At 47.1% G+C, this 24237-nt stretch carries 22 protein-coding genes, 1 tRNA gene and 2 riboswitches; of the genes, 8 read left to right on the plus strand and 15 right to left on the minus strand.

Annotation, left to right across the window (positions count from 1 at the left end):
• Nucleotides 1-17: 17 nt before the first annotated feature.
• Nucleotides 18-1427: a cbb3-type cytochrome c oxidase subunit I gene (locus MKZ32_RS14870; protein WP_239797985.1), complete on the minus strand. Its 1410-nt coding sequence runs from the start codon at nt 1425-1427 to the stop codon at nt 18-20.
• A 342-nt stretch (nt 1428-1769) separates the two neighbouring features.
• A complete protein-coding gene (locus MKZ32_RS14875) occupies nt 1770-2051 on the minus strand; it encodes a hypothetical protein (protein ID WP_239797986.1) in 282 nt (93 codons plus the stop codon).
• A gap of 234 nt (nt 2052-2285) precedes the next feature.
• Between MKZ32_RS14875 and MKZ32_RS14880 the strand changes: the two genes are divergently transcribed.
• The 3 genes from MKZ32_RS14880 (at nt 2286) to MKZ32_RS14890 (ending at nt 5081) form a co-directional block, all read left to right on the plus strand.
• Nucleotides 2286-3719 carry a hypothetical protein gene (locus MKZ32_RS14880; protein WP_239797987.1) on the plus strand — a complete coding sequence of 478 codons (1434 nt, stop codon included), beginning with the start codon at nt 2286-2288 and terminating at the stop codon, nt 3717-3719.
• Between the two features lie 65 nt (nt 3720-3784).
• Nucleotides 3785-4738, plus strand: coding sequence for an IS1595 family transposase (locus tag MKZ32_RS14885; protein WP_239797988.1), 954 nt, complete (start codon nt 3785-3787; stop codon nt 4736-4738).
• Between the two features lie 133 nt (nt 4739-4871).
• A complete protein-coding gene (locus tag MKZ32_RS14890; RefSeq protein ID WP_239797989.1) occupies nt 4872-5081 on the plus strand; it encodes a hypothetical protein in 210 nt (69 codons plus the stop codon).
• A 671-nt stretch (nt 5082-5752) separates the two neighbouring features.
• On the opposite strand, the gene MKZ32_RS14895 is transcribed toward MKZ32_RS14890, so the two are convergent.
• The 6 genes from MKZ32_RS14895 to MKZ32_RS14920 all read right to left on the minus strand — a co-directional run bounded on the left by MKZ32_RS14895 (nt 5753) and on the right by MKZ32_RS14920 (nt 9928).
• On the minus strand, nt 5753-6040 hold the full coding sequence (locus MKZ32_RS14895; protein ID WP_239797990.1) for a hypothetical protein: 288 nt from the start codon (nt 6038-6040) through the stop codon (nt 5753-5755).
• Nucleotides 6041-6920: 880 nt separating this feature from the next.
• A complete protein-coding gene (locus tag MKZ32_RS14900; RefSeq protein WP_239797991.1) occupies nt 6921-7403 on the minus strand; it encodes a hypothetical protein in 483 nt (160 codons plus the stop codon).
• Between the two features lie 6 nt (nt 7404-7409).
• Nucleotides 7410-7856 (minus strand): TlpA family protein disulfide reductase, encoded by a 447-nt coding sequence (locus MKZ32_RS14905; RefSeq protein WP_239797992.1) that lies wholly within the window; start codon nt 7854-7856, stop codon nt 7410-7412.
• Between the two features lie 89 nt (nt 7857-7945).
• Complete coding sequence (locus MKZ32_RS14910) at nt 7946-8458, minus strand: cbb3-type cytochrome c oxidase subunit I (protein WP_239797993.1); 513 nt, start codon at nt 8456-8458, stop codon at nt 7946-7948.
• Nucleotides 8439-9035 (minus strand): c-type cytochrome, encoded by a 597-nt coding sequence (locus tag MKZ32_RS14915; RefSeq protein WP_239797994.1) that lies wholly within the window; start codon nt 9033-9035, stop codon nt 8439-8441. Before MKZ32_RS14915 ends, MKZ32_RS14910 begins: the two co-directional genes overlap by 20 nt.
• A gap of 113 nt (nt 9036-9148) precedes the next feature.
• The gene (locus MKZ32_RS14920) at nt 9149-9928 is read right to left on the minus strand and encodes a c-type cytochrome (RefSeq protein WP_239797995.1); all 780 of its coding nucleotides are present in this window, start codon (nt 9926-9928) and stop codon (nt 9149-9151) included.
• Between the two features lie 492 nt (nt 9929-10420).
• Between MKZ32_RS14920 and MKZ32_RS14925 the strand changes: the two genes are divergently transcribed.
• From MKZ32_RS14925 to MKZ32_RS14935, 3 genes are all read left to right on the plus strand, one after another.
• Nucleotides 10421-10497 (plus strand) — tRNA-Arg (locus MKZ32_RS14925).
• A 571-nt stretch (nt 10498-11068) separates the two neighbouring features.
• Nucleotides 11069-12394: an amino-acid N-acetyltransferase gene (gene argA, locus MKZ32_RS14930; protein ID WP_239797996.1), complete on the plus strand. Its 1326-nt coding sequence runs from the start codon at nt 11069-11071 to the stop codon at nt 12392-12394.
• A gap of 94 nt (nt 12395-12488) precedes the next feature.
• Entirely contained in the window at nt 12489-12761 is a 273-nt protein-coding gene (locus tag MKZ32_RS14935; protein WP_239797997.1) for an oxidative damage protection protein, read from the plus strand.
• A gap of 116 nt (nt 12762-12877) precedes the next feature.
• Here MKZ32_RS14935 and MKZ32_RS14940 read toward each other — a convergent pair whose 3' ends face one another.
• The 7 genes from MKZ32_RS14940 to rpmE form a co-directional block, all read right to left on the minus strand.
• Nucleotides 12878-13816 carry a carbohydrate kinase family protein gene (locus MKZ32_RS14940; protein WP_239797998.1) on the minus strand — a complete coding sequence of 313 codons (939 nt, stop codon included), beginning with the start codon at nt 13814-13816 and terminating at the stop codon, nt 12878-12880.
• A gap of 160 nt (nt 13817-13976) precedes the next feature.
• Nucleotides 13977-15374, minus strand: coding sequence for a D-alanyl-D-alanine carboxypeptidase/D-alanyl-D-alanine endopeptidase (dacB, locus tag MKZ32_RS14945; protein WP_239797999.1), 1398 nt, complete (start codon nt 15372-15374; stop codon nt 13977-13979).
• A gap of 72 nt (nt 15375-15446) precedes the next feature.
• On the minus strand, nt 15447-16793 hold the full coding sequence (gene bioA / locus MKZ32_RS14950) for an adenosylmethionine--8-amino-7-oxononanoate transaminase (protein ID WP_239798000.1): 1347 nt from the start codon (nt 16791-16793) through the stop codon (nt 15447-15449).
• 72 nt (nt 16794-16865) lie between these two features.
• The gene (locus MKZ32_RS14955) at nt 16866-17906 is read right to left on the minus strand and encodes an IS630 family transposase (RefSeq protein WP_239797688.1); all 1041 of its coding nucleotides are present in this window, start codon (nt 17904-17906) and stop codon (nt 16866-16868) included.
• A 283-nt stretch (nt 17907-18189) separates the two neighbouring features.
• Nucleotides 18190-19698 carry a multicopper oxidase family protein gene (locus tag MKZ32_RS14960; RefSeq protein WP_239798001.1) on the minus strand — a complete coding sequence of 503 codons (1509 nt, stop codon included), beginning with the start codon at nt 19696-19698 and terminating at the stop codon, nt 18190-18192.
• 576 nt (nt 19699-20274) lie between these two features.
• The gene (locus MKZ32_RS14965; RefSeq protein WP_239798002.1) at nt 20275-21921 is read right to left on the minus strand and encodes an ArnT family glycosyltransferase; all 1647 of its coding nucleotides are present in this window, start codon (nt 21919-21921) and stop codon (nt 20275-20277) included.
• Between the two features lie 141 nt (nt 21922-22062).
• On the minus strand, nt 22063-22284 hold the full coding sequence (gene rpmE / locus MKZ32_RS14970) for a 50S ribosomal protein L31 (RefSeq protein WP_173054240.1): 222 nt from the start codon (nt 22282-22284) through the stop codon (nt 22063-22065).
• Nucleotides 22285-22447: 163 nt separating this feature from the next.
• Nucleotides 22448-22552: riboswitch (glycine riboswitch) on the plus strand.
• Nucleotides 22553-22641: riboswitch (glycine riboswitch) on the plus strand.
• A 46-nt stretch (nt 22642-22687) separates the two neighbouring features.
• Here rpmE and gcvT point away from each other — a divergent pair.
• The gene (gene gcvT / locus MKZ32_RS14975; protein WP_239798003.1) at nt 22688-23770 is read left to right on the plus strand and encodes a glycine cleavage system aminomethyltransferase GcvT; all 1083 of its coding nucleotides are present in this window, start codon (nt 22688-22690) and stop codon (nt 23768-23770) included.
• A gap of 24 nt (nt 23771-23794) precedes the next feature.
• Nucleotides 23795-24196: a glycine cleavage system protein GcvH gene (gene gcvH, locus MKZ32_RS14980; protein WP_239798004.1), complete on the plus strand. Its 402-nt coding sequence runs from the start codon at nt 23795-23797 to the stop codon at nt 24194-24196.
• Nucleotides 24197-24237: the final 41 nt, after the last annotated feature.

Consider the following 24237-nt stretch of genomic DNA (forward strand, 5'->3'; position numbering starts at 1 on the left):
GTCTTAAAGTTATAGGTTTAACGTTCGTACGCCAATTCGTGTGGCATGCGTCCGGCCGGAATAACAGTACCTTCACGCGCAGTCATCCACATGTTGTATAACCAAATGAGGGTCGAAGAAAATACCATGGTACCACCTAACCAACGAGCGATCATATAGGGATGCTCGGCAATCACGACATCAATGTATGGCACTTCATAAATTTTACCAGCGCCTTGAATTAAACCAGCAATCGTCATTGATATCCAATAGGTACTAAATCCAATCAATAATAACCAGAAATGCAAGTTACCTAGCGTCAGCGAGTACAACTTACGCTTCATCAACGTTTGCAAACCCAAGTAAACAGCTGCAGCCTCAAGGAATGTCGAAAATCCTAACAAAGCAAGATGTGCGTGTGCCACCATCCAACCAGTACCATGAATGTACCAATTGATCGAGCGTGTTTGTTGGAAACCGCCCTGCATATTAAGCGGAATCGCCAATAATACGCCCACCACGGTAAAACGCACTTCGATGTTTTCAACAAACATATTCCATTTACCCTGCATGGTCAAAAGTATATTTGACACGAATGCAATCGCTGGCACCAAAATCAAAACCCCTTCCACCGAAGCAAAAGACTTTAGCCATTCAGGTAAGGGGGCAGACATCAAATGATGCGCGGCCGGGGTGGAATAAAACACAACTATGGACCAAAAATGCAAGTGGCCTATACGATGCGAATACAATGGATTGCCGGTCACTTTTGGAATAACGTAATAGGCAATCGCTGCAGCAACGGGAGTAATCCACAATCCCAGAATGTTATGCGCAAACCACCACGTCATGTAAGCTTCGGTTAAGCCCGTAAGATGGAAATACTCTGGCAGATTACCAACCAAAAATACGATAAACAACATAAAAGTTGATGCTGCAAAAAACCAGTTTGTCGTATAAATACCTTGGGTACGGCGCTTTATTATGGTCATCCATACATTAGTCGCCAAAGGAATAGTTACAAAAGCAGCGATACCCAAATCTATTGGCCATGGGAAATCAGAATATTCGCGTCCCGAGGTTACTCCCATCCATAATAGAGATAGACCCGTAGCCAATGCAATATTCCACATCATACAGTTCCACAAGCCAAGCTTTTCTGACCAGAGCTTTGTATTCCCCAGTATCGGGGTGATATACATCATGGCCATTGCAAATGCCATCGAAATCCAGCCAAAAATCACTGCCAACACGTGCACTTGACGCATATGGCCAAAAGCAAACATTTCCGTCCCAGTTACAAAATCAGGGAACGCAAGCTTAGCCGCATTAAATGACCCCAATCCAGTCCCGATTACGAACCATAAAATGGAAGAAAACCCGAAGAAAATCGCCGCCGAACCGACCGGGATAGCCTCATTTTTAGCAAACAAATACTTAAGAATCATGCTGCATCTCCTTTTTTAGCTCTAGCAGACTCAATGGCTGCTGCACTTAGTGTTATTTTCACTATAATTTCAACAATTTATTTTTTTGACGTTTTATGCGGCGCTATCGAAGCTATCTCTTCAGAAATTATTTCGCCCACAGTACCTCCCACCGTGTCCCCCAGAACGTCCCCCCCCGGCAAATGAATACGTTTATGCGGCATTAATACGTACCACGATAACCACATACTCGAAAATGCCAAGAGCATACAGCACACCCCCGCTATTAGTACAAGCATATTCCCCTCCTTATTTAAGGTCGTCAGTTTTTAAAACAATTGTTTTACGCAAGCGAGCACCGATCTAAGCATGACGGGAATTTTCAATCGTATCGTGACGCTTTAAAGCAAGTGCCAACATTAAAGAAAACGCAAGGCCAAATGCAAACATACAGAAACTCATAAAACCATTAAATGTTGTAGGTATATATGAACCAGCACCTACTCCACCCCAATCTGTGAATCCTCCACGCCCCATCCAGCACATAAGGGCAGCTCCGAACACACTACCATTACCCATGCCCGTCACAAATCCCGCAACTATAATAATCCAAAAGGATCTAGATGGTATTGACTTTGCCTGCATTTTGTATTTCCTCCCCGGTTTTTTCTAAAATATTTAGATATTTTTACTAATTTTTAAACGGAACTCGGATGTTTTCAAGCAAATTTACGCTGTAACCGAATTCCTTCTGGTAAAAAATAGTGTAGATACCAGCAATTACTAAATCCAGTGATATAAAAATGCAGTGATATAATAAAACCCTACGCTTAACCTTGTCAAGGCATAGCGCACCTAAACCAAACAATAATATTGATTATGAACATTAATAACTTTCTGTCGCGTATCCCTCTTCGTTACTGGGGATATCTTTCGTTGTCATTATGGGGTGCAGCGATTCTCTTTTTGTTGCGCCAAGACCTTTACAATTTAGATGAGGGTTCTGCCAAATCTCTTTTATTGGTATGGTCAATCGCTGATCAGGTGGCAGCTTCAGTTGTAACTTTTGGCGCGCCCGATTTGCGCACATTGTTGTTTTTACCTGTGGCGTTTCTTTGGACAGGTAATGTTTTTGCAGCCAAAATTTTCACTACCCTTTTGCTAGCATTTGCTATTTGGTTACTTTATTTATGGAACCGACACAATGTCAATGCTGAAAGTGCTTTAATTGCCAGTGGCTTACTAATTATATCGCCGTTAATGCTAGAACAAATTGATACACTTTCTCCGGGCATTTATATATTGCCAGCGTTTGCATTAGGTGCATGGCTGAATACGGAATATCGAGCAAATCCTAGCCCGGGTGGGGGTTGGTATTTTTCCCAATTACTAGTCAGCGCCTTCAGCGTAAGCTTGCATCCCATTGGCCTAGCTTATCCATTATCGCTGCTTTGGTCATGGTACAAAGATCCCTTAGACCAGAAGCAACAGAAATATTTTTTTATAGGGGTAAGTTTTGTTGCTCTCTTTACTTTACTCATCTTAAGGGGTTGGAATTACGTCGAATGGTTCCAAAACCCTATTAAAAGTCTCACCATTGCTATACTTGGATCATCCTTGGGAGGTGAATTATCTGCTGTCAGTTGGATAGCAGGAGGATTCATGCTTGCGGGGCTTCTAATCATCGTCACCAAACAATACCGCAACCTATGGTCAGATTTTACTGGACGCACTTTTCTTATTGGGTTGACGCTAGGAGTTACAACCAGTGATTCCACTTGGGCCACAATTGCGTTAAGTCTTATTTTATATTTTGGCATCCCTTTATTATTACAATCGCGACAGGTTCGTGCAGGTGAGGGATTTATACAGCAACGTGGCTTAATTTTGCTGTTTATTATCATTCTTTCCACAGTTTTTATGCGGGCGGATAAAACCCACTACGAAATTCGACAGTCCGGCTTTTTATCCGACGAGGATAAATTAATTCATTTTCTTGTTGAAGAAGCTGAAAATAACCGTAAAATCGCTGAAGAAGACACAAGCGAAACAAATCCTGTTCCTTTACGTGTTGCCAGTCAATGGCCAAGCCGTACCATGATCGCCTGTAAATGTGATACTTTGCCTTTACCCCCAGCGGCGCGAGATCCGCAGACTCAGCTCACCATGCTGCACAGCATTACCCACTTATTATTCAATCCACGGCAAGCCAACAATGCAGCACTTGCCCGGAACCTATCTATTTCTGGTGGAGGGTTCATTGAAACTATCGCATTACAGCCCGGCGGGGTGCTTTTACATTTTAAAAAATAAATACACCAGCTAACCTAAAAAATAGAGGCGGATAATAAGCGCATACCGACAAGAGGAGATGCGCGATGGGGATCAACAAGATTCAGTTTCAAAAAGGTCTGTCGATGACTGGATTCATGGAAAATTACGGAACGGAGGATAAATGCCACGCAGCATTGGTTGCTTCGCGCTGGCCTGCCGGGTTTGTTTGTCCGAAGTGCGGCGGTACGCACCATAGCACCTTCGAGCGCAAGGGACTGCATTACTGGCAGTGTTCGATGTGCCGAGAACAGACCACTGCAATCTGCGGGACGATTTTCCACGCCACGAAGCTGCCCCTGACCCACTGGTTTTTGGGTATGCATCTGTTGAGTCAATCGAAGAACAGCATATCGGCGCTGGAACTCAAACGTCATTTGGGGGTGCGCTACAAGACCGCCTGGCTGTTGAAACACAAGCTGATGCAAGTCATGACGGTGCGGGAAGAATCGCGCCAGCTCGACGGTCGCGTTGAGATCGACGACGCTTATCTGGGTGGGGAGTTGCCCGGCGGCAAGAGCGGCCGGGGCTCGGAGAACAAGGTGCCCTTCATCGCTGCGGTGCAGACCACTGAAACTGGCCATCCGCTGTTCGTTTGCCTGACCAGGCTGAAATTTACCAAAGACGCGATTGCCCAGTGGGCGAAGAAATCGCTGTGCGCGTCGGTTAATGTCATTTCCGATGGATTGGGGTGCTTCCGAGCCGTCACAGAATCTGGAGCCACTCACGAGCGCACCGTCACCGGCGGCAGTACTGCCTGCGTAAAGCTGGAGCAATTTCGCGCGGTCAATACCCTCTTAGGCAATCTGAAGACGATGTTCTCTGGAACCTACCATGCGTTCGATTTCTCCAAGTACGCCCATCGTTACCTCGCCGAGTTTCAATATCGATTCAACCGCCGCTTCGACCTGTCTGTCATTCTGGTCAGACTGCTTCGAGCATCATCCGTCACTTCGCCCTATCCTGTGCGCCTCATTCGCGAGGCTGAACATTGTGGCTAATCAGGAAAAGTTATGTGCGAATTGCGTAACCTTCCAGAAATAATTTTCTGGTAACTCTACGACGTCGAAAGCTTAAGATTAGCCTGATTTAGTCGGCTCATGCCCCAATTGGAGAAAAATTTAATTTAACGATATGAATAAGCTCATACAAGAAATTATAATTTATTTGGTTGTCGCTCTTAGCTCTCTATTCATCATGAGCTATGCTGTACACATGCTGGTTGGTGGCTTAGTTAGCAAGAAAACTGAGTACTTGCTGATTTTAATCACTTGTATCATTGGTGTAGTGGCTATAGGATTTATGGCTTGGGATGTAGCACAACGCCGCAAGGGCATTAAATAGCGATTCGCACACAGCTTAAAATACTAGCAGCCTGCCGAGCTGCATGGCAACATAAATAATCGATACATCAATATAATTAGTTTTTGAGCAAAGCCGGACAGACTGCTAATCTTACTGTTACAAATGTAATTTTAGCTTACCGGTTACAATGCGGACAATGGCCCAAGGCACTTGTGAAAGCGACGTTCAAGTAACACTACTCTGGTACGTAACGCTGTTGCGTACACTAGGCTGCCACGAGCCAGCATAATCGTTCTACTTGGCGTTCGGCGAATTTTTTAACCGCTGCCATCGCGTCCGGCCTTGAGTCGTGACGCCATCAAGAGTCCTAAGCTGCGATGCTCAGCGTAATGGTGAAACCCGCGTTAGTCCCTTCCTTCGTAGTGCCTTAGTCTAAAAGTCCTGCTTGAGTTCCTGAAAGTCCCGCTCGATGCGCCAAGCTTTCTTCGACAATACCAGAGCCAAGTCATCACCATCACCGATTCATGCCGGGTTCCCGACACAGTCCCATTGGGCATACGCGGGGACCATACCCAAGTTTAGGCGGTGCAGTCCCCAGTTACCCATACCGCGCGGGGGGCCGGGCAAATGCCGACTATATGGTAGCGTTAGTACACGATGGGAGGCTGTCTTGAAGGCTTACCAGTGACAAACTGACTATCTAGCTAGGACTAGGACTCTACAAGTAGGGCACCTGTAAAAATGACCAAGGCACGCACCAGCAACAACGCCTTACCTTGCGCACGATGATCGATGCGCACGCTGTTATCACTACGCAGCAAACACAGAGCAGTTTTAACTTGCATTACATATAACGCGTACATCATCACGAGCATCATGAAATGTATCCACACTAGAATTGAGGTCAATTCGCTTTCCACAATCAAACGCCGATACCAGCCCTTATAAAGATAGAGATAAATCGGCATCCCCAAATCAAACAAAATTACGGAAGTCATTGTCAGTACATGAAACGTACGTTGCTTAGCGTATCGGAACGCAGCTAACATTAATACATAAGTAAACAGCGCTGCCCACACTGTACCTGCCGTTAGCATATTCTGTTCTGTCCACGCACCTTACTTGCATTCTCCATCAGTTCTTTTAGACGATTCTAACTACGATAGTTCGTAAGATAATGCCGAACACCGGTTCCACCGTGCATTTACGTTTTACATATAGCGCCCGGCCCATGATCGTCAGTAACAAATGCCGCCTGCCCCACCTCCGTAGCATCTTATTTCAGCAGCGGTAGTGCAGTAAGCATGTTACTCACTACACACTGCAATCACGGGCTGATGTTCTGTTCCACGCAAGCCTTGACGTTAGCCAATGAAAAGTACGTGTGGGCCACCAAGTCAGCCGGCTTTCCAGTTCAACCAGCAATGCTTTGAACTGCTGGATCGATGCTACTTGTCATTACACGCCTACACAGTGTTAATCGTCACGATCAGCTAACGTCCATACCCACCTCAACCTGGCCGTTGTAGCATTCCACCACCGGATACTTTCATGACGCGTAATTTTTCTCATCCGTGAGAGTGATTTAATCTTTGTCCTGCGCATCCGCCTCTGGCGGAATAGGGTGTTTGCCGTGAGGTTTATATCCGCTTTTTTGCTTTTGCCTCACGCTAGTCCAGCTTGCCTTGATGCTCGACTTGTTTCTACTCAACGATAAACCGCGCTAAGTGATGTTCCGGTAGCCAGTTGTTCATCGAAGATGGGAATAGGCAGCATATGTTACATATGATCTGCTTGAAGCGACTTAATAAATAATATTCAACTTATTTTTATAACAACGCTAATTGTGCTATTTCTAGTGGTGATTGGTCGGTTTTTTTATTTTTTAATTGAGAAAAAATCCGACGAGCTACTAACTAATTTAAGCATTTCCTGAATTGCTTGGTAATCTTTTAAACTGGAAAACTGTCCTTTATGAAATACAAATTGCAAGCGCTGGTCTGATTTATTCAGACCAGCCAGACCGAACGAACGACCTGAGTAATCTGCGTATATTCGCAAATCTTTCACCAACTCCACTTGCTCTCCATTGCGAAAAATAATTCGAGTTACCTGCTTACCTATTTCAATTGCGATAGGCGCAGCAGGCAGTAACATTAACCGGGTTTTCAATATGCGGTTGGCACCAGCAATAAAAAAGAAACTGGCCAGAAACGAAAACAAATATGCCAAACTGACATCTCCGCCATACCAAAATTTAAGTACCATTGACAGTAAAGCCACCACTGTAGGAACATACAGCAGTAAATCCCACATCATGCCTTTGCGGTCTTGAACTAAATTGAAACGCGTATCACTCATGCTAGATCAACCCGCGTGACTTTCTGTTCCCGCCTTGAGAATCCTTTTAATTCCCGCTTCCATTTCGCCATGCAACATGCGTCCTGGCTGAACTCCGCTAACAAAACCTTTATCATCTATAAAGAAAGTCCAGGGATCACCCATCACACGATATGCCTTGAATGCTTGCGGATTTTGGTATTGATCCATGTGCAAAAAAAGCACCTGGGTTTGATATTTTTCCAAGAGCGCTTTCATTATTTGCAACTGGCCATCACACACGGTGCAATGGCCAGGTGTGGCAAACTCCAAGACGATAGGTTTATTAAGCGCTAATGCTTTATCCAAAGAGTATTGGTACATGCGTGCATCTGGCTGACGATATGTTGTCATTTTACTCATGTCCCCGCCGACATCTGCCAATGTTTTGGTGGGCAAACTAGGTGCTAGCATACCTTTCTGCAACATTCCCATTGAAGCCCCCCCCATGCTCCATGCGGAAAACTGTTCGCCGCAACCACAAACCAGGCAGGAAACAACGAGCAGCCATATTATTCTTATTTTCACTTGGGCCGGTTCCATCCATTACAAGTACGGTATATATTATATCCCCAAATAATGTTAGCCAGTAAAACCACACTACCAAAAATTCCTGCGAGTGACATAAAACGTGATGCCACCGACTCTCCGTCGTCATCAATAAAAATACCAATCAGCCCCGCAGAACTGAAGAAAACCACGACCCCCAGCAGGCCAAGATTATGCATCCAGAAATGGATCTTGACCAAACGCAGACTGTAGATGGAACGACGCACCAACCGTGGTATAAGATAATATACCGCGCCGAAAATAGCCATTTCCACCCATCCCAACAAATTAATATGGGTATGCCCTAAAACGATCCTATGGCCGGGTATCCCGCTATTAACAAAGTGCCTAAAGGTGGGAATCCCGCCCATCAACGCCCCCCAGGAAAAACCAATTATGCTGTAAATAATACATGCATAAATAAACCACAATGTATATTTGGTATATTCTTTATCCTGAGTCCAAGGCTCATTTGGTTCCTGCATCATGCTGATTCTCTTTCGCTTTTAATTTCACTTCTTCACGTACATCCTTATAATCCGATTTCCAGCTATCTGGCGCCCACATCCTAACCATCTCATCAATAAACTTGGACTCTCCACCCACAGGAGGAAGTCGCGACGCATTAGACCCTGGATTGGCTCGTAACTCGGAAAGAAACATAGCGATCGCCTGCAAATCCGCTTGCGGCAATTTCGCTACGAAAGCAGCTCCTTTAAAAGGGCCATGATCCATCGTTGTTCCAGGGTAAGATGCTTCTGGATCGGTTAAAAATTTGTTAAGGTATTCAAGGGTACGCTTGGAACCGATACCGTCGAGAACCAACCCCATATTTGTACCGTTGCGCATTGCGCGGTGACAGACAGTGCATCCCGCTGTACGAAATAATTCTGACCCGCGCAAGCCTTTTGTGGAAAAGTCATACTGAAGTACTGGATACATCGGCTTATCCAAGCGTAATCTGACAACTTCTAGCACCAACCAACTGGCAAAAGCCATAATGCCAATCAGCGCAAAACCCCCAAATAGCAATTTTTCTCCAAGCTTCATATTGCTAATTGCCATACTGAATTACTCCCGACTACTTAATATACATTCCAATAGATAAAATCCCCGCGTCCAGAACAACTCGACGCGGGGATTTTAAAAACAAAATCTATTCAATAACTTAAATACTTCTATCGAACTAAAATTTCCTTCAAAACGGTTTGATTATCTATCAAAAGTCCGTCCCGTACATTAATTGGCTGAGCAGTAGTCAAATATGCAGCAACATTATAAATGTCGTCATCTGTAAGCGTTTTCGCCACCGCCTGCATCATTGAAACCCCTCCAACTACAGGATCATTATTCCTTGTGCCATCACGCCAACTTTTCAATTGATTAACCAAATATACATATTTTTGATTGCCGATTGCCGGAAACATAGGGTCAGCACCGCGACCATTAAACCCATGACATGAATAACAAGAGGCTACCTTACCCTTTACCCCACTATGAACCAGAAGTTTTCCTAAATACGGCTGGCCAACCTGCTGGCCCTCTGCTTTAAGAGCTTTCAAATCAGACGGCTCAAACTTTCTGGGCAAACTATCTACAAATGCAGCCACATCACGGCGGTCTTGCTCGCTCAATGCTTTGGCGAATCCGTTCATTACCGCGCCTAGCCCAGAGGGGACTCGCTTATCTGCAGCAAAATTAGTGAGCTGTTTAACTATATAAACATAACCAATATTGGCTAAACGGGGCGCGCCCATGGCATCATTACCTAATGCATTTTCACCATGACAGGTCAGGCAAGCAGGAACATCCCCTTTTCCTTGGGTAAAGATGGTCTTACCGTTAGCAGGATTCGCGCTAACTTTTCCAGCTTCCGCAGAAGCGGCCGTTCCTGATACCAATACAGTGATAGCTATTATTGCAAGCCATGACGACAACATGGATGTAGATTTGCGCATTTCCCCCCCTTATTTCTTGAATTCTTCAATTTAATCTTCCCTTAACAACTTTACAAGTTGCTGGTCTTTCAACCACTATGTAAAGACACACCATGTTTTCGAAAGACATCCAAAAACAATATTTTCGCCATCCACAGTATTATTTAGCCTTGTTTCATTAAGAATTCTTCTTAAACAAGATCGCGGCCATACCAAAAATAAATCCAAAAATACACACATACATCAAAAGAACTTGGCCGGTAGTCACATTCTCAAACATAACTTCTCCTCCTCTCCAATACTGCTTTGGTTAAAAAACTTATTGTGCTCATGGTCTTTCTAGACTGACGAATTTTATCACTGCCAATTTATATTACGCAAGTTTTTTAGCAATTTGGACTTTCGGGATCGCTTCAGTTTAAAACACATCATTTCTCCAAACTTAATATCACATTAGCAGTTACTGCAGTGTGCATGATCAGCACGGGTACGTTATACTGCGACTCTTGGAAAGCGCCCGTAGCTCAGCTGGATAGAGTATTGGTTTCCGAAGCCAAGGGTCGTGGGTTCGACTCCCGCCGGGCGCACCAGTAATCAAAATTATGACTGGTTTTAACCATTACTTTTTTAGCTTTTAAAGTTTGGCCTGCACGGGAATCTTGAATGACCGTTTTGGGCTGATCCATAGCAGCGCAATATCTGGCAGCCCTCATGACGCAGCTGCTAGTGCAAGACATGCACACCCGCAATCAACAAGTAGGCAAAGTTATCGAAGAAAGATAGGGCGAAATCCGGTTGGATTTAAAATCGCACTTTAAAATCTGCTTGATCAAATTCCCGCCTATCCACATACACAATAATTCTATTGGTTATGATCATGTGTAATAGCAATATCGATCAACAATGTTTTCACGATTCTGCTGCTATGAAAAATCCGTTTATCGGATAGCTGAAGCCCATGATGCCTCTCAAAAATCAATTAAAACACCGACTAAACTTAATAAGCCGCGATCTATTTGTGCAGCACATCAGCAATGTTATGAACAACCTAACATAAATATAACTATAGAATGGAGCCATAACATACCCAATCGACCCTGAGATCATTCGTAAAGCGACTGAATCCATACCATTTTCAATCCGCTAGCACAGAAACAACACATGCCATACAGCCCCATACCTCCCACCGAATTTGTTGCCTGGTTTCGTTCGGTTGCGCCTTACATCAACGCCTTTCGTGGCCGCACTTTCGTGGTCGCCTTCGGCGGTGAAGTAGTAGCAGATGGTAAATTCGTCGAACTGACCCACGACCTTAATCTACTTTCCAGCTTGGGTGTGCGCCTCGTATTAGTACATGGCGCTCGTCCACAAATCGAACGTCATTTATCGCGCAACAATCTTGAAGACCACTATCACCATGGTATCCGCCTAACCAATTCAGAAGCCATGCAATGCGTAAAAGAAGCGGTGGGTCGCGTGCGAGTAGAAATCGAGGCTTTGCTGTCGATGGGCTTGGCGAATTCACCTATGGCTAACGCCGATATCCGCGTCGCGGGCGGCAACTTCATCACCGCCCAACCGATGGGCGTAATTCATGGCGTGGATTTACTGCATACTGGCAGCGTGCGTAAAATAGACGTTGTAGCGATCAAAAACCGACTTGAGCACAATGAAGTGGTTTTACTTTCACCCCTTGGTTATTCGCCCACCGGCGAGGTGTTCAACCTCACTCTGGAAGAGGTGGCAACGCGTACCGCTATCGCGCTTGACGCAGATAAACTGATTTTTCTAATGGAGATGGACGGCGTGCAAGATAAGCACGGCAATTTACTGCGAGAATTAACCGTCGCCAATGTCAATACCCTCTTGTCCGAAAAAGGCAAGTTGCCAGAAGATGTATCACTGTTCCTGCCGTGCGCGGTGCACGCCTGCGAAGCAGGCGTAGCACGCACGCACCTGATCAGCCGCCATATTGACGGCGCCATTTTACAAGAACTTTTCAGTGATATCGGTATCGGCAGCATGGTGGTGGGAAGCACACTCAACACTTTGCGTGATGCCACAATTAATGATGTAGGCGGCATTTTGCAACTGCTGCAACCATTGGAAGCTGAAGGCATACTAGTACGACGTGGCCGCGAGCGACTGGAACGTGAAATTGGGCACTTCGTGGTGCTGGAACATGACCACCGCATCATCGGCTGCGCCGCATTGTATCCATTCGTCGAAGAGCGAACCGCCGAGCTCGCCTGCCTCGCTGTGCAAACCAACTACCGCAAACAAGGTTACGGCGACACACTACTTAAACACATCCTGGCCGAGGCCCAAGCACAAGGCTTACATAAGCTATTCGTGTTGACCACGCGCACTGCTCACTGGTTTATTGAACGGGGCTTCAAGGAAACGGATGTCGGGCAATTGCCTACACAGAAAAAAATGCTTTACAACTATCAGCGCCGCTCCAAGGTATTTCTGAAAAACCTATGATCAAATCGTACATAGAATGCAGTTGAATCTTTGCGGGTCTTGGTGATTGATGTCAGAATTAAAACCTTAAACTAAATAATCGGAGAACTTAATAATGACAAGAATGGTGCACTGCATCAAATTGGGCCACGAAGCAGAAGGACTGGAGCGCGCGCCATATCCTGGCGAGTTGGGAAAACGCATTTTCGAGCAGGTTTCGAAAGAGGCTTGGGCCGCGTGGCTCAAACACCAGACCATGCTGGTCAACGAAAACCGCTTGAATCTCGCAGAGGCTCATGCTCGCAAATATTTAGCCCAACAAATGGAAAACCATTTCTTTGGCGATGGCGCGGAAATGCCTTCCGGCTATATGCCGCCGGGCAAATAAATAATTTATGTCGTCGACTCGGCCACCAAATTAAAAAGCTCACCTAACCCAGCCGACCTTAATACTCGCTCTTCCTCCCAAACGGAAGAAAAAGCAAGATCGCACTGCAGAAGAAATTATAGGCTAATGGAATAGCCAAAGTATTTGTGAAATAGAGTGGAGAGCTCGTCGCGAGTGGGATTGTGGTTCTGTCCGCCACGGCTGGCGATTTTCAGCGAACCTAGCAAAGAGGCAAGACGTCCGGTGGTATCCCAATCCCAGCCTTGCTGAATGCCGTGCAGCAAACCTGCACGATAAGCATCACCGCAGCCAGTGGGGTCGAGCAATGTCTCAGCCATGGGCGTTGGGATGCGCACCTCCTTGCCATCTGCATAAATGAGCGACCCTTGTGCGCCGAGGGTAATGATGAAAGCCTGTGTCAGCTTGCTGAGTTCTTCAATTTTTTTTCCAGTTTTTTCCTGCAATAGCTTGGCCTCATAGTCATTTACCGTCACATAATCCGCCTGCTTGACGAAGTTCAATAATTCATCACTACTAAACATCGGCATACCTTGACCCGGATCGAACACGAAGGGAATGCCTGCCGCATGGAATTCCTGCGCGTGCTGCAACATGCCTGCACGCCCATCTGGGGATACGATGCCAAGCGTAACATCTTTGGCATCGAATACATGGTTCTGTTCAGAGAAGCTCATCGCACCAGGATGGAAGGCAGTAATCTGATTATCGTCCAGATCGGTTGTGATAAAAGCTTGGCCAGTGAAACTGTCCGGTACATGACGAATGTATTGTTGCGATAAGCCTAATTTTTCCAGGCGTGACGTGTAAGGGCCAAAATCATCACCTACCGTCGCCATGATCAACGGATTGCCTTCGAGTAGTTTCAAATTATAGGCAATGTTCCCTGCACAGCCGCCAAACTCTCGACGCATCTCCGGCACCAGAAAGGAGACATTCAGGATGTGTATCTGCTCAGGCAAGATGTGTTTTTTGAACTGGTCGTTAAACACCATGATGATGTCGTAGGCTAAGGAGCCACAAATGAGCGTATGCATATTGATCGCGTGAGTTGAATAAAGGGGACAGGGATTATAGCAGTCAGCATAGTATCAATTTGACATAGCCCTCTCAGCTCTTCCTGATTTAACCATCTCAACCCTCAAATATTAATGGGAATTCAAATCAGAAATTAAAAAAAGTTACATCAAAATTTCTTCAATATCGTCGTTGTACCCACTCAATTAGCGCGTTTTGTGCTTGCTGCCCTGCTGCGGCATTGGGATGGTTGATTAAAAAAACCAAAATCCATTGCTTTCCGCTACGGGATTGCACATAACCGGCAACGGCTTGCACGCCTTCCAGCGAACCAGTTTTTAGATGAGCGTGGTTAGCAGCTTCACTGTCCGTGAGGCGTTTTTTAAAGGTACCATCCACCCCGACGATAGGTAAGGAGGCCTCGAATTCCATTGATAACGGGCTGCGCTGCGCGCTACGCAACAACAATGCCAAACTGCGCGGACTGATCCGTTCCCGACGCGAAAGTCCGGCACCGTTTTCCAGTATCAGTTCAGGGAAATACAATTTTTTTTGGGTCAGCCAATTACGTATAGTCCGTTCGCTGTGAGTGAAGTTGGCGGGTATCTCGGCAGTCCCGCCCAAGCTTAGAAAAAGTTGACGCGCCATAACATTGTTGCTGAATTTATTAATGTCGCGAATCAATTCAGCCAATGGCGCGGAATTATGTGTTGCAAACAGAATCGCATTATCTGGAACCGTACCCTCACGCAATGTACCCTGCAGCACGCCCCCCATCTCTTGCCACAACACACGAAACACGGCATATAGATAGCTTGGGTGGGACAGCAAGCTGACATGTCGCTCACGCTCACCGCACTGGGCCGGAAAAACACCTTGTACACGTAGCGTATCGCCTTGCAATTGCATGGACAGCGCATCATTCCAGTCGCTGCAATTTACTGGTACGGTTGCTGCCATAACGCGGTTGTCCAGCCTGATGCCCGCTAGTTCCGGCATGCTGATAATCTTGATTTTTTCGCCCTCTGGAATAAAGCGCAGGCGCACAGAGTTAAAATTAAGCAACAACGCATCCGGTCCCGTGTTGTAGGGACGCATCGGCTCGTTATCGAATTCCGCGGGATCGTGCGGAGCGAGCTGGAATACACTACGGTCCAGCACCAGATCGCCGCGAATCTCACGCAGACCGCGACTACGCAGCTCATGTAGCCACAGCCATAATTTTTCCAGCGTCAATTTGGGATCGCCGTAACCCTTCAGGATCAGGTCGCCGTGCAGCACATCTTGTTCCAACTTGCCGTCAAGATATGCCTCTGTCTTCCAGCTATACGAAGGGCCTAGCAATTCCAGCCCAGCGTAAGTGGTGAGCAGTTTCATGGTTGAAGCCGGACTCATCGACTGCTTCGCATTCACACTAATAAGCGGTATACGCGCATTCACCTCGCGTACCTCCACACCGATACTGTCCAGCGGAATGTGCGCTAGCTGCAGCGCTTTCACCACTGGCGGCGGCAGTATGGCGGCGTAAGAACTGGGAATGAAGAAAAAGATAAGTATCAGTTTGTGAAGCAGCTTCATGAATACCTCTCTACTGCCGTCATTCGCGCTTTTGCGGGAATGACGAGTTTGAATTGCACTTCTTTGGTTCAATTAGATGATCGCCGCAATGATTGCCAGTGTATTTTCAACTAACATGTCCATTTCAGCCTCGCTGATGATATAGGGTGGCATGAAATAGATCGTATTGCCCATCGGCCTCAGCAGTAGTTCTTTCTCCAGCGCGAGGCTGAAGCAGCGTTGCGCGAAATCGTCATACAAGCTATCCACCTCAAATGCCCAAATCATGCCAGTGTTGCGGAAATTTTTTACACGGGGGTGATCACGTAAGGGTTCTGCAATGCGGTTAAGATAAACGGCTTTGTTGCGGTTGGTTGCGATGACATTATCTTGCTCAAAGATTTCCAAGGTAGCCAATGCCGCACGGCAGGCCAACGGATTGCCAGTATAGGAATGTGAATGTAAAAAACCACACGTCACCTTATCTGCATAAAATGCCTGATAGATGGTATCCGTGGTCATCACCACGGATAGCGGCAGATAGCCACCGCTTAGACCCTTGGACAAACACAGGAAATCCGGCGAAACACCCTCTTCTGTACTATCCCGACCGAGGGACTTTTCTGCCTGCTCACAAGCAAACATCGTTCCCGTCCGTCCCATCCCCACTGCAATTTCATCGGCAATGAAATGCACATCGTATTGATCGCATAACTCGCGCGCACGAGTTAAATAAGCCGGGTGATACATAACCATGCCCGCCGCCCCCTGCACTAACGGTTCGATAATGAAAGCGGCAATATTATGATGATGTTGCTGCAAATGTGTTTCAAGCTGCGCAGCACAGCGTACAGCATAGTCTCGGGCGCTCTCTCCAGATTCTGCATTGCGCCAGTCAGGGCTTAATACTGTGGCATTCTGTTTGATCAATGCACTATATGCACCCTTGAATAGTGCCACATCGGTCACTGACAATGCGCCTAGTGTTTCACCGTGATAGCTATTTTGCAGACTGATGAAATTGCTCTTGTGAGGCCGACCACTGTTACGCCAATAATGTACGCTCATTTTTAGCGCAATTTCAATAGCCGATGCGCCGTCTGAGGCATAAAAACAATGGCCCAGACCGACAGGGGCCAGCTGCGCCAATCGCTCGGAAAGCTGCACCACCGGTTCATGAGTAAAGCCAGCCAGCATCACATGCTCTAGCTGCTCTAGCTGAAGGGTAATGGCGGTATTAATGCGCGGGTTGCAATGCCCGAACAAATTCACCCACCACGAACTCACCGCATCCAGATAGCGTTTACCGTCAAAATCATATAGCCACATTCCTTGCCCACGCTGGATAGGGATTAGCGGTAAAGTCTCATGGTGCTTCATCTGCGTGCAGGGGTGCCACACGGCGGAACGGGAACGGGCAAGCAAATTGATATTAGGCATGACAGGTCTCAAAGGTTCCAACAGGCTTGGTATATCTAGCCGTTATTGTTTTATTGATCCGGCACAAATTATTCATGAAGCCGCGTAGGCGACTTTTGGGTCGCCGAAATAACGGCGCACGCGTTCGGGGTTTTGCTCAAGCATGATCATGTGATCAGTCGCAGCAGCTCTGAGTTTTGCCTTGGTGCGCACTGGCACCTTTGAAGTGATGACGTGCTTGAGATCTGCATTCAGTCTTTCTTCGGGGTTGAGTTCAGGGCTGTAGCTGGGCAAGTAGAACAACTCGATTTTCTGTGCGTTCTCGGCAGCCCAAGCCTTTACAGGTTTGCTGTGATGAACTCTCAAGTTGTCCAGTATCAGAAACACCTTGCGGTCTGTATCCTTGATGAGCGCCTCCAGAAATTCAATGAGCTTGTCGGAGTTAAATGCCTCATCAATAATCATCCAGCGCGTTTTACCCTGATTGGTTACCGTCGCAATCATCGATAGCTTGTGGCGCGTGCCGCCTACTGCGAACGTCACAGGTGTCTTGCCCACCGGCGCATAGCTCCTGCCTCTGACATCCGTGTTGACTAGCGCCGTCTCGTCGCCCCAGTGAATTTCCGCACCTTCTGTTTTTGCTCTGGCTTCAATGGCCGGATATTGTTCATCAAGCCAAGCCTGGACGGCTTCAGGCCGCTGCTCGTATGCTTTTTTAATGGGTTTTTGTGGTGTAAAACCCCAACGTGCCAAGTAGTTGCCTACTGCCCGAATAGACAGCTTGATACTGTGCGCCAGCTCAATGTGCTGGCGCACAGCGGGCCTGCTCCATAGCGCAAAATCCATCTTGAGTTGTTCGGGGCGTCTGTCGCAGATGGTTTGTTGGATCGCCAGCTCTTGGCTAACCGTCAAGCGACGTCCACTGCCAGGTTTTTTACCCCGAACGCCGGGCTTGAGTGCCCCCGAACCTTCAGCCTTATACAACCGCAGCGCCGTATTGACTGCCGTCCAGCTCAGTCCCGTCTGCACCACGATCTCCATCACCACCATGCCTTTGCGGTGCATACGTATGACTTGCTTGCGTCGTTCATGCAGTACTTCTCGCGACTGCTTGCGGGCATCTTCTTTTTCCATACTCCATGGACATCGAAAATCAAGAAAAGTTCACTTATAAATCGTGCCGGGTCTATAAATCATCCTGGTTGCAACCACCAGTTAGTCGAAGAGCTTCTATACCGGGTGAAAGCATTGAATCCAGCATATAAATGCCGAGACTGTGGAGATAGTGTGCAGTAGTCAAGTTTTTTCATGAACTGCGACAACACTTACTGCTTCGCAGTGATGAGCATAATTACGTTGCCAAACCCATTTTTATTTTCAGATAGCAGTGAACCTTATGTCCTTTCAGAAAATAAATTTATTTAACTATATCCCATACCGCCATCATTCCTAAGTCCCCGTGTTCAATGATATGGCAGTGAAATACAGTCCGCCCTGAAAAGTCCCTGATAGGTACGAGCATGGTTATAGATCCGCCTTTTGGTACGTTTATAGTGTCCTTCCATGCAGGGATACTGGAATATAAAGATGCATACTCCTTCTCTCCCCCTTTCATGAAAATTATCTGAGCCGGGTTTACATGCTGGTGAAACGGATGATCCATGCCGCTGAAATTTTGAATCTCCCATAATTCAAAGGTCCCGACCTTCGATGTATGAACAAAAGGATCGTCTCCAAAGCTCTTATTATTTATAAACCCCTTATTAACTCCCATGGAAAGAGCTATCTGTGACCTGCGAAGAGCAGCGGTATCCACATTCAGTTTTTTTGCATGGGGATTAATTGTGGCAGGAATTTCGTCCTTTACAGCGTTTCCGCGATAAGAAGCAGTCATGAGCGTTATGGTCTGAGGCACATTACCGCCTCTGTCATAGGGCATGGAAAGGAATCTATAATTTCCTGATCCTTGGTCAGCCTTAATTAAAAGGTCTACCCTTTCCCCTGGCGTGAGGAGAATATTTGATAATGGATAAGGTTTATCGAGAAGCCCGCCATCGGTTCCTATCAGATACATGGTGTGTTTCTCAAGACTTAGTTTGTAGAACCTTGCAGTGCTGGCGTTTACCACTCTCCATCTCTGAACCTGTCCAGGATTTATCGGCAGGACAGGATTTATCTGGCCATTGACCATGACAATATTTCCTTCCTTTCCATTCATATAATCCTCAAGAGTGTAGGGCGCTGGGTTAGTTCCCGCGAGGTCTATGTCATGTAAAGATATTATATGATTCTCAAAACCTGAGAGTCCATCGATCTCATCCGCAACAACCAGCGCGCATCCTGCAAGGCCCCCCCACATCTGCTCAGTAACCAAGCCATGGCCATGAGAGTGCAGGAAATTCAATGTCCCCGCCTCTTGTTTAGATAAATCGTATTCATATAGGAATTCTTCACCTGGATTGATATGTAGGAATACGTTATCCGATTTCCCGGATGGCGACACATGCCACCCGTGAGTGTGAATGTTGGTGATATTTTTCGTATAACCAAGGATATTTTTATCGGTCGTCAATGGAAGGGAGTTTTTAAAGTTAACGCTTAATTTGTCACCTCTTCTTACCCTTATGGTTTGTTGCGGAAAATGGCCGTTGTATGTCATAAGGTCGGCATTTACCCCGTTGATCATTACTTTTGCCGTCTTTGCCTCTAATGCAACCTCCACAACCCCCGCGTTAGCGCTCAAATTTAGCATTTCAGGAGGGTCTTTAAAATCCTCTCCTGCTGGCGGGTCGATCGCCTCTACTTTTACACTTTCTGAAATGCTTGATGGACTATCACTTTTAGTACATGCGCTGATCCCGTAAATTGCAGCCAGCCCTGTTGCGCCTGTTATTATAAATTCTCTCCTGGTAACTATCTTCCCCATTTTAAATCTCCTTTTGGCGATAGAATTTGGTAAGTTTTGTGACTATAGCAGGGGCGGTTTTAAGTACAAAATGCAAAAAGCTACACCGTAATGTAGCTTAAAATCAAAAGTATCCGGCATGAAGAATTCTACCGGGCATTTAAATCCAATTGACTGGCGAGGCCGTATGCTCAGTTTCCTCGCAATTGCATCCGGCTCCGCTTGTAAGAACACGCCCAAGTCGCTCCCTTTGGTAGCTACAGACGTGTCAGGCCGCTGGGTATTCTTGTTGCGACCTCACTGCCAGTTGCTGGCGTCCCACCATTTCCCTGTTCTGATCGTGGGTTATCGATAAGCGCTTTTGTGCTTCGATACGATTGAGTACATAGGCGACACTCTTAACCGCCGACGCAACGCGGCCTCTTCACATCCTGGCCAGCACGGTGAATATGGAGTGGGCACGAGTCAAGCGCGAACTGGCCAAAATCAAGATAGACACGATTTACTAAAAAGTGGCGACCTATTTTGCAAGGGAATCGCGGTGAAGTACGGTCGATGTACCTCAAATACGCTGGTATGAAACTATGGCTGTGGTATTTATGGCCTTTGTGTAATGCGTTGATACAAACGGAAAGGTTCTGATTTAACTCCCTTGCGGTTGCCTTCCCATAACTCGACCCAAGTTGTTTCGTCTTTCACTAGCTTGGCGGCACGTTCTCCATGCACCAGTAGCAGATCACAATCGAGTTGTACTTGAGTGTGCGTAGTGATATTTCCCAAATATTGCAACATGGCGCGCTGGGTATCGCCTACATCCAAGCTCGCAATGCAACCATGCTGTATGGGCATGGCCTGCTTAAGGGAAGCGACCATGCCGCGATAGCTCTTGCCGTTGTCCAACCATGGTAGCCATAGTGTCATGGCAAGCACCCACAACAGAGTCACCCCGCTGGCCCAGTTAAGCACGGCGCGGCGCATGGAGCGTCCAACGCGCCACACCAGCAGCACCCACAGCACGGTGAAGGTCAGTGCAACCCAGAATGTTGTCGCATTAAACACTGGTTCAAAACCAGGCTGATAATCTTTCAGCCACAGCGTGATCTTGGCATGATTATCCCGTAGCAGCCCAGCCCAGCCCCACCACATCAAGATGGCGACAAAACCGAAAGTCATGATGCCGAACCAATCCAGCGCGTTGGCTGCTCCCCGGCGGAGAGTGGGAAGAGCTGCAGTAGCAAGCAAGGCTAACGGCAGTAGTAGGGGCAACGCGAACACTTCCTTGATATTGGGCACCACACTCAACGTAAACAACATTACAAAAAAACTCACCAGCAACAGCTGGAATTCCGCTTCACGCAGTACTCTTCTTCGCGCCTCCCACACTGCCCAAGCAGCCAATGGCAAAGCAGGCCAGGCGAACCAAGGCAATATCTTTACGTAATATAGCGCCTGTGCATAATCGCCACCTCGAATATAGTCAAACCAGTGGCCGATGTTAAGCGTCCAAATCCATTCCATAAATAGATCTGGCGAACGTTGGTACAACAAGAAAGGCCAGACAGTTAGCCAGGGCAACGCAAACAGCAATGCGATGCCCAGGCTGGAAAGAAAAGAGCACATGCGCCAGGTGCGGAATAGCAACAGCGCGGCACTGATCAGCACGAACAGCGTGGGAGCGATAAAACCCTTGGACATAAAGCCAATGCCGATACCATTGCCAATTAGCATGCCTGCCAATAAAGTACGGCGCATGCTTAAAGTGTAGCCATATAACATCATGGCGCAGCCAGTGAGCAAAGCAAGATCGGTGATAAGCTCATGTGAGCGTACCAGCATGCCGAGACAACCGACCAGAATGATCGCCGCAGTCCAACCGCGTCCCCTCCCGAATAGTTCGCGTCCGGACAGCCCTATGAACAGCAGCGTAAGAGCGGTATAAAAGCCGCTGGCCAGGCGCGCGCCATCATGTAGCTCAAGCAAAGGAGAGAATAGTTTGGCGAAAAGCGCGGCTGTTATGTAGAACAGCGGTGGCTTGTCCACGTAGGGTTCGCCAGCCAAGGTAGGAACTAGCCAATCGCCGCTTTGCAGGATGTGATAGACCAACCCGAAACTGTAAGCATCGTCTGACTGCCACGGGTCATGCCCTACCAACCCTGTGCCTAACCACACCGCACACAGCAGTGCCAGCAACCAGGCTTTAGCTATCGTGATCGGGTGTTCTTGTGTCGGGGGATAGGGAAACATGCGCGCTTATTCCAAGACCTTGATGCGCTGTCCGGGTATGGGTTTATAGAACATTTGGGTAGCCACTACCCTGCTGGTGCAATTAAAAACAAAAAAGGCAGCGTCCGCTGCCTTTCAATTGTTGCTTACCGTTTAGTTTCATTATGGTGCAGATTTTGCACCGGACTTGCCATATTTTTGGCGGAATCTCTCCACTCGACCAGCGGTATCCACGATTTTTTGCGTGCCGGTATAGAAGGGGTGACAGTCCGAGCAAACTTCTACATGCAGCGGTTTACCCATTGTGGACTTGGTTTTGAAAGTATTGCCACAACTGCAAGTAACTGCAATTTCGTCGTATTGCGGATGAATGTCGGTTTTCATTTTGGCTTCCTTAAACATGAAAATTGAGGACTTAAAAATTTAAAGCAGTGCGCACTAACGCACATATAAGGGCATAGATTATCCCTGAAATGAATCCCCCGCGCAACTTTATGTTAGATCGTTTGCCGACCACCCCCTTATTCCGGTATAGTTCTACCTGCCGTTTAAACCAATGGAAGAACATGCTGCCTAGTAAGTAATGAATACAGGCGCATTGCCGAAGGCGCAACACCCGTAACCGCTCAGGCTCAAGAACTGTTGGCACAGGCAAATCTGGAGAGTGCTGTTGACACAGCCACCGAAGGGGCACACGGATTTATTCGTAATCTCTCAGGTAAAGAGGACAGATGGGGCGAGGCAGATATTTCTGTCTCGCCTTTTTTATTTTTTTGAAAGATTACTCATGACACTCAAACATACTCCTCTGAATGCAGCACACCGCGCAATGGGCGCGAAGATGGTCGATTTCGGCGGCTGGGATATGCCGTTGCATTACGGTTCACAACTTGACGAACACCATCAAGTACGTCGCGATGCCGGCATGTTTGATGTCTCGCATATGCGCGTGGTCGATATAAGCGGCGAAGGCGTGCGCGACTTCTTGCGCTATCTGTTGGCAAACAACGTGGACAAACTGCAATCTTCCGGAAAAGCACTGTATTCTTGCCTGTTGCGCCCGGATGGTGGTGTACTCGATGATCTCATCGTATATTTCATGAATGAAATGTGGTTTCGCATCGTCGTGAATGCTGGTACAGCCGATAAGGATATTACGTGGATGATTAAACAGGCTACCGTCCGCGCGTCACAATTGCAGATTACTTCACGCAATGATCTGGCGATGATCGCGGTGCAAGGACCCAATGCGGCGGCAAAGCTATGGCAGGCCTTGCCCGGATCACAAAAATTGGCGGAAGGACTCAAGCCCTTCAATGCCGTAGAGTGGAATTCGATGTTTATCGCCCGAACTGGCTATACTGGCGAAGATGGCTTCGAGATCATACTACCGGCCACAGCTGCACCTTCCTTCTGGCAAACACTGAATGACGCGGGGGTGAAGCCTATCGGGCTAGGCGCACGTGACACATTGCGTCTGGAGGCAGGCATGAACCTGTATGGTCATGATATGGATGAGACCATAAACCCGCTGGAAGCTGGGCTGGCGTGGACAGTAGACCTGGTGAGTGAACGCGACTTCATTGGTAAAACAGCGCTTGTCACCAAGCCTAGAACTCGAAAGTTAGTCGGCCTTGTCTTGCAGGATCGCGGGGTGCTGCGTGATCACCAAGTGGTACACAGCAACCATGGCGATGGCGAAATTACCAGCGGTAGTTTTTCGCCCACGCTGAATCAATCAATCGCCTTGGCACGTATACCCTCCACGGTACAAATAGGCGACATGGTACAGGTGGCGATTCGCGATAAAATGCTGGCGGCTAAGGTAGTAAAATACCCTTTCGTACGTAACGGCAAAGGCTTAATCTAATTTTTACTTTTTAAGGATATAACCATGAGCAACTTAAACGATCTGCCAGGTAATCTGAAGTACACCGCATCCCACGAGTGGATCAAAAAAGAAACCGACGGCACGATCACGATCGGCATCACCCAACATGCGCAGGAGCTGTTAGGCGACATGGTATTCATAGAAAATCCAGCGGTTGGCCGCCAATTGAAAGCCAAGGAAGAATGTGCAGTAGCAGAATCGGTGAAGGCTGCAGCTGACATTTATGCGCCTGTTAGCGGTGTAGTGGTCGCGGTTAACGCTGAGCTCGGTAATGCGCCAGAAAAGATCAATGCAGATCCTTATTCCACATGGATGTTCAAAATGAAGCCGGATAATACCGCTGACGTAGACACGTTAATGGATGCTGCAGCGTATCAGACACTAATCGATAGTGAAGCACATTAATACGTTGTAATGGACGAGATAATTCCCACTTATAATATCTA

Source organism: Candidatus Nitrotoga arctica, from assembly GCF_918378365.1.
Lineage (GTDB): Bacteria > Pseudomonadota > Gammaproteobacteria > Burkholderiales > Gallionellaceae > Nitrotoga > Nitrotoga arctica.

Coding starts and splice junctions, on each gene's coding strand:
- MKZ32_RS14910 (WP_239797993.1), bottom strand. CDS start 8,458: ATGATGCAGGAACCAAATGAGCCTTGGACTCAGGATAAAGAATATACC.
- gcvH (WP_239798004.1), top strand. CDS start 23,795: ATGAGCAACTTAAACGATCTGCCAGGTAATCTGAAGTACACCGCATCC.
- MKZ32_RS14880 (WP_239797987.1), top strand. CDS start 2,286: ATGAACATTAATAACTTTCTGTCGCGTATCCCTCTTCGTTACTGGGGA.
- MKZ32_RS14935 (WP_239797997.1), top strand. CDS start 12,489: ATGACAAGAATGGTGCACTGCATCAAATTGGGCCACGAAGCAGAAGGA.
- MKZ32_RS14965 (WP_239798002.1), bottom strand. CDS start 21,921: ATGTTTCCCTATCCCCCGACACAAGAACACCCGATCACGATAGCTAAA.
- MKZ32_RS14890 (WP_239797989.1), top strand. CDS start 4,872: ATGAATAAGCTCATACAAGAAATTATAATTTATTTGGTTGTCGCTCTT.
- gcvT (WP_239798003.1), top strand. CDS start 22,688: ATGACACTCAAACATACTCCTCTGAATGCAGCACACCGCGCAATGGGC.
- dacB (WP_239797999.1), bottom strand. CDS start 15,374: ATGAAGCTGCTTCACAAACTGATACTTATCTTTTTCTTCATTCCCAGT.
- MKZ32_RS14960 (WP_239798001.1), bottom strand. CDS start 19,698: ATGGGGAAGATAGTTACCAGGAGAGAATTTATAATAACAGGCGCAACA.
- MKZ32_RS14895 (WP_239797990.1), bottom strand. CDS start 6,040: ATGACTTCCGTAATTTTGTTTGATTTGGGGATGCCGATTTATCTCTAT.
- MKZ32_RS14900 (WP_239797991.1), bottom strand. CDS start 7,403: ATGAGTGATACGCGTTTCAATTTAGTTCAAGACCGCAAAGGCATGATG.
- MKZ32_RS14875 (WP_239797986.1), bottom strand. CDS start 2,051: ATGCAGGCAAAGTCAATACCATCTAGATCCTTTTGGATTATTATAGTT.
- MKZ32_RS14920 (WP_239797995.1), bottom strand. CDS start 9,928: ATGCGCAAATCTACATCCATGTTGTCGTCATGGCTTGCAATAATAGCT.
- MKZ32_RS14885 (WP_239797988.1), top strand. CDS start 3,785: ATGGGGATCAACAAGATTCAGTTTCAAAAAGGTCTGTCGATGACTGGA.
- rpmE (WP_173054240.1), bottom strand. CDS start 22,284: ATGAAAACCGACATTCATCCGCAATACGACGAAATTGCAGTTACTTGC.
- argA (WP_239797996.1), top strand. CDS start 11,069: ATGCCATACAGCCCCATACCTCCCACCGAATTTGTTGCCTGGTTTCGT.
- MKZ32_RS14915 (WP_239797994.1), bottom strand. CDS start 9,035: ATGGCAATTAGCAATATGAAGCTTGGAGAAAAATTGCTATTTGGGGGT.
- MKZ32_RS14955 (WP_239797688.1), bottom strand. CDS start 17,906: ATGGAAAAAGAAGATGCCCGCAAGCAGTCGCGAGAAGTACTGCATGAA.
- MKZ32_RS14870 (WP_239797985.1), bottom strand. CDS start 1,427: ATGATTCTTAAGTATTTGTTTGCTAAAAATGAGGCTATCCCGGTCGGT.
- MKZ32_RS14940 (WP_239797998.1), bottom strand. CDS start 13,816: ATGCATACGCTCATTTGTGGCTCCTTAGCCTACGACATCATCATGGTG.
- bioA (WP_239798000.1), bottom strand. CDS start 16,793: ATGCCTAATATCAATTTGCTTGCCCGTTCCCGTTCCGCCGTGTGGCAC.
- MKZ32_RS14905 (WP_239797992.1), bottom strand. CDS start 7,856: ATGGGAATGTTGCAGAAAGGTATGCTAGCACCTAGTTTGCCCACCAAA.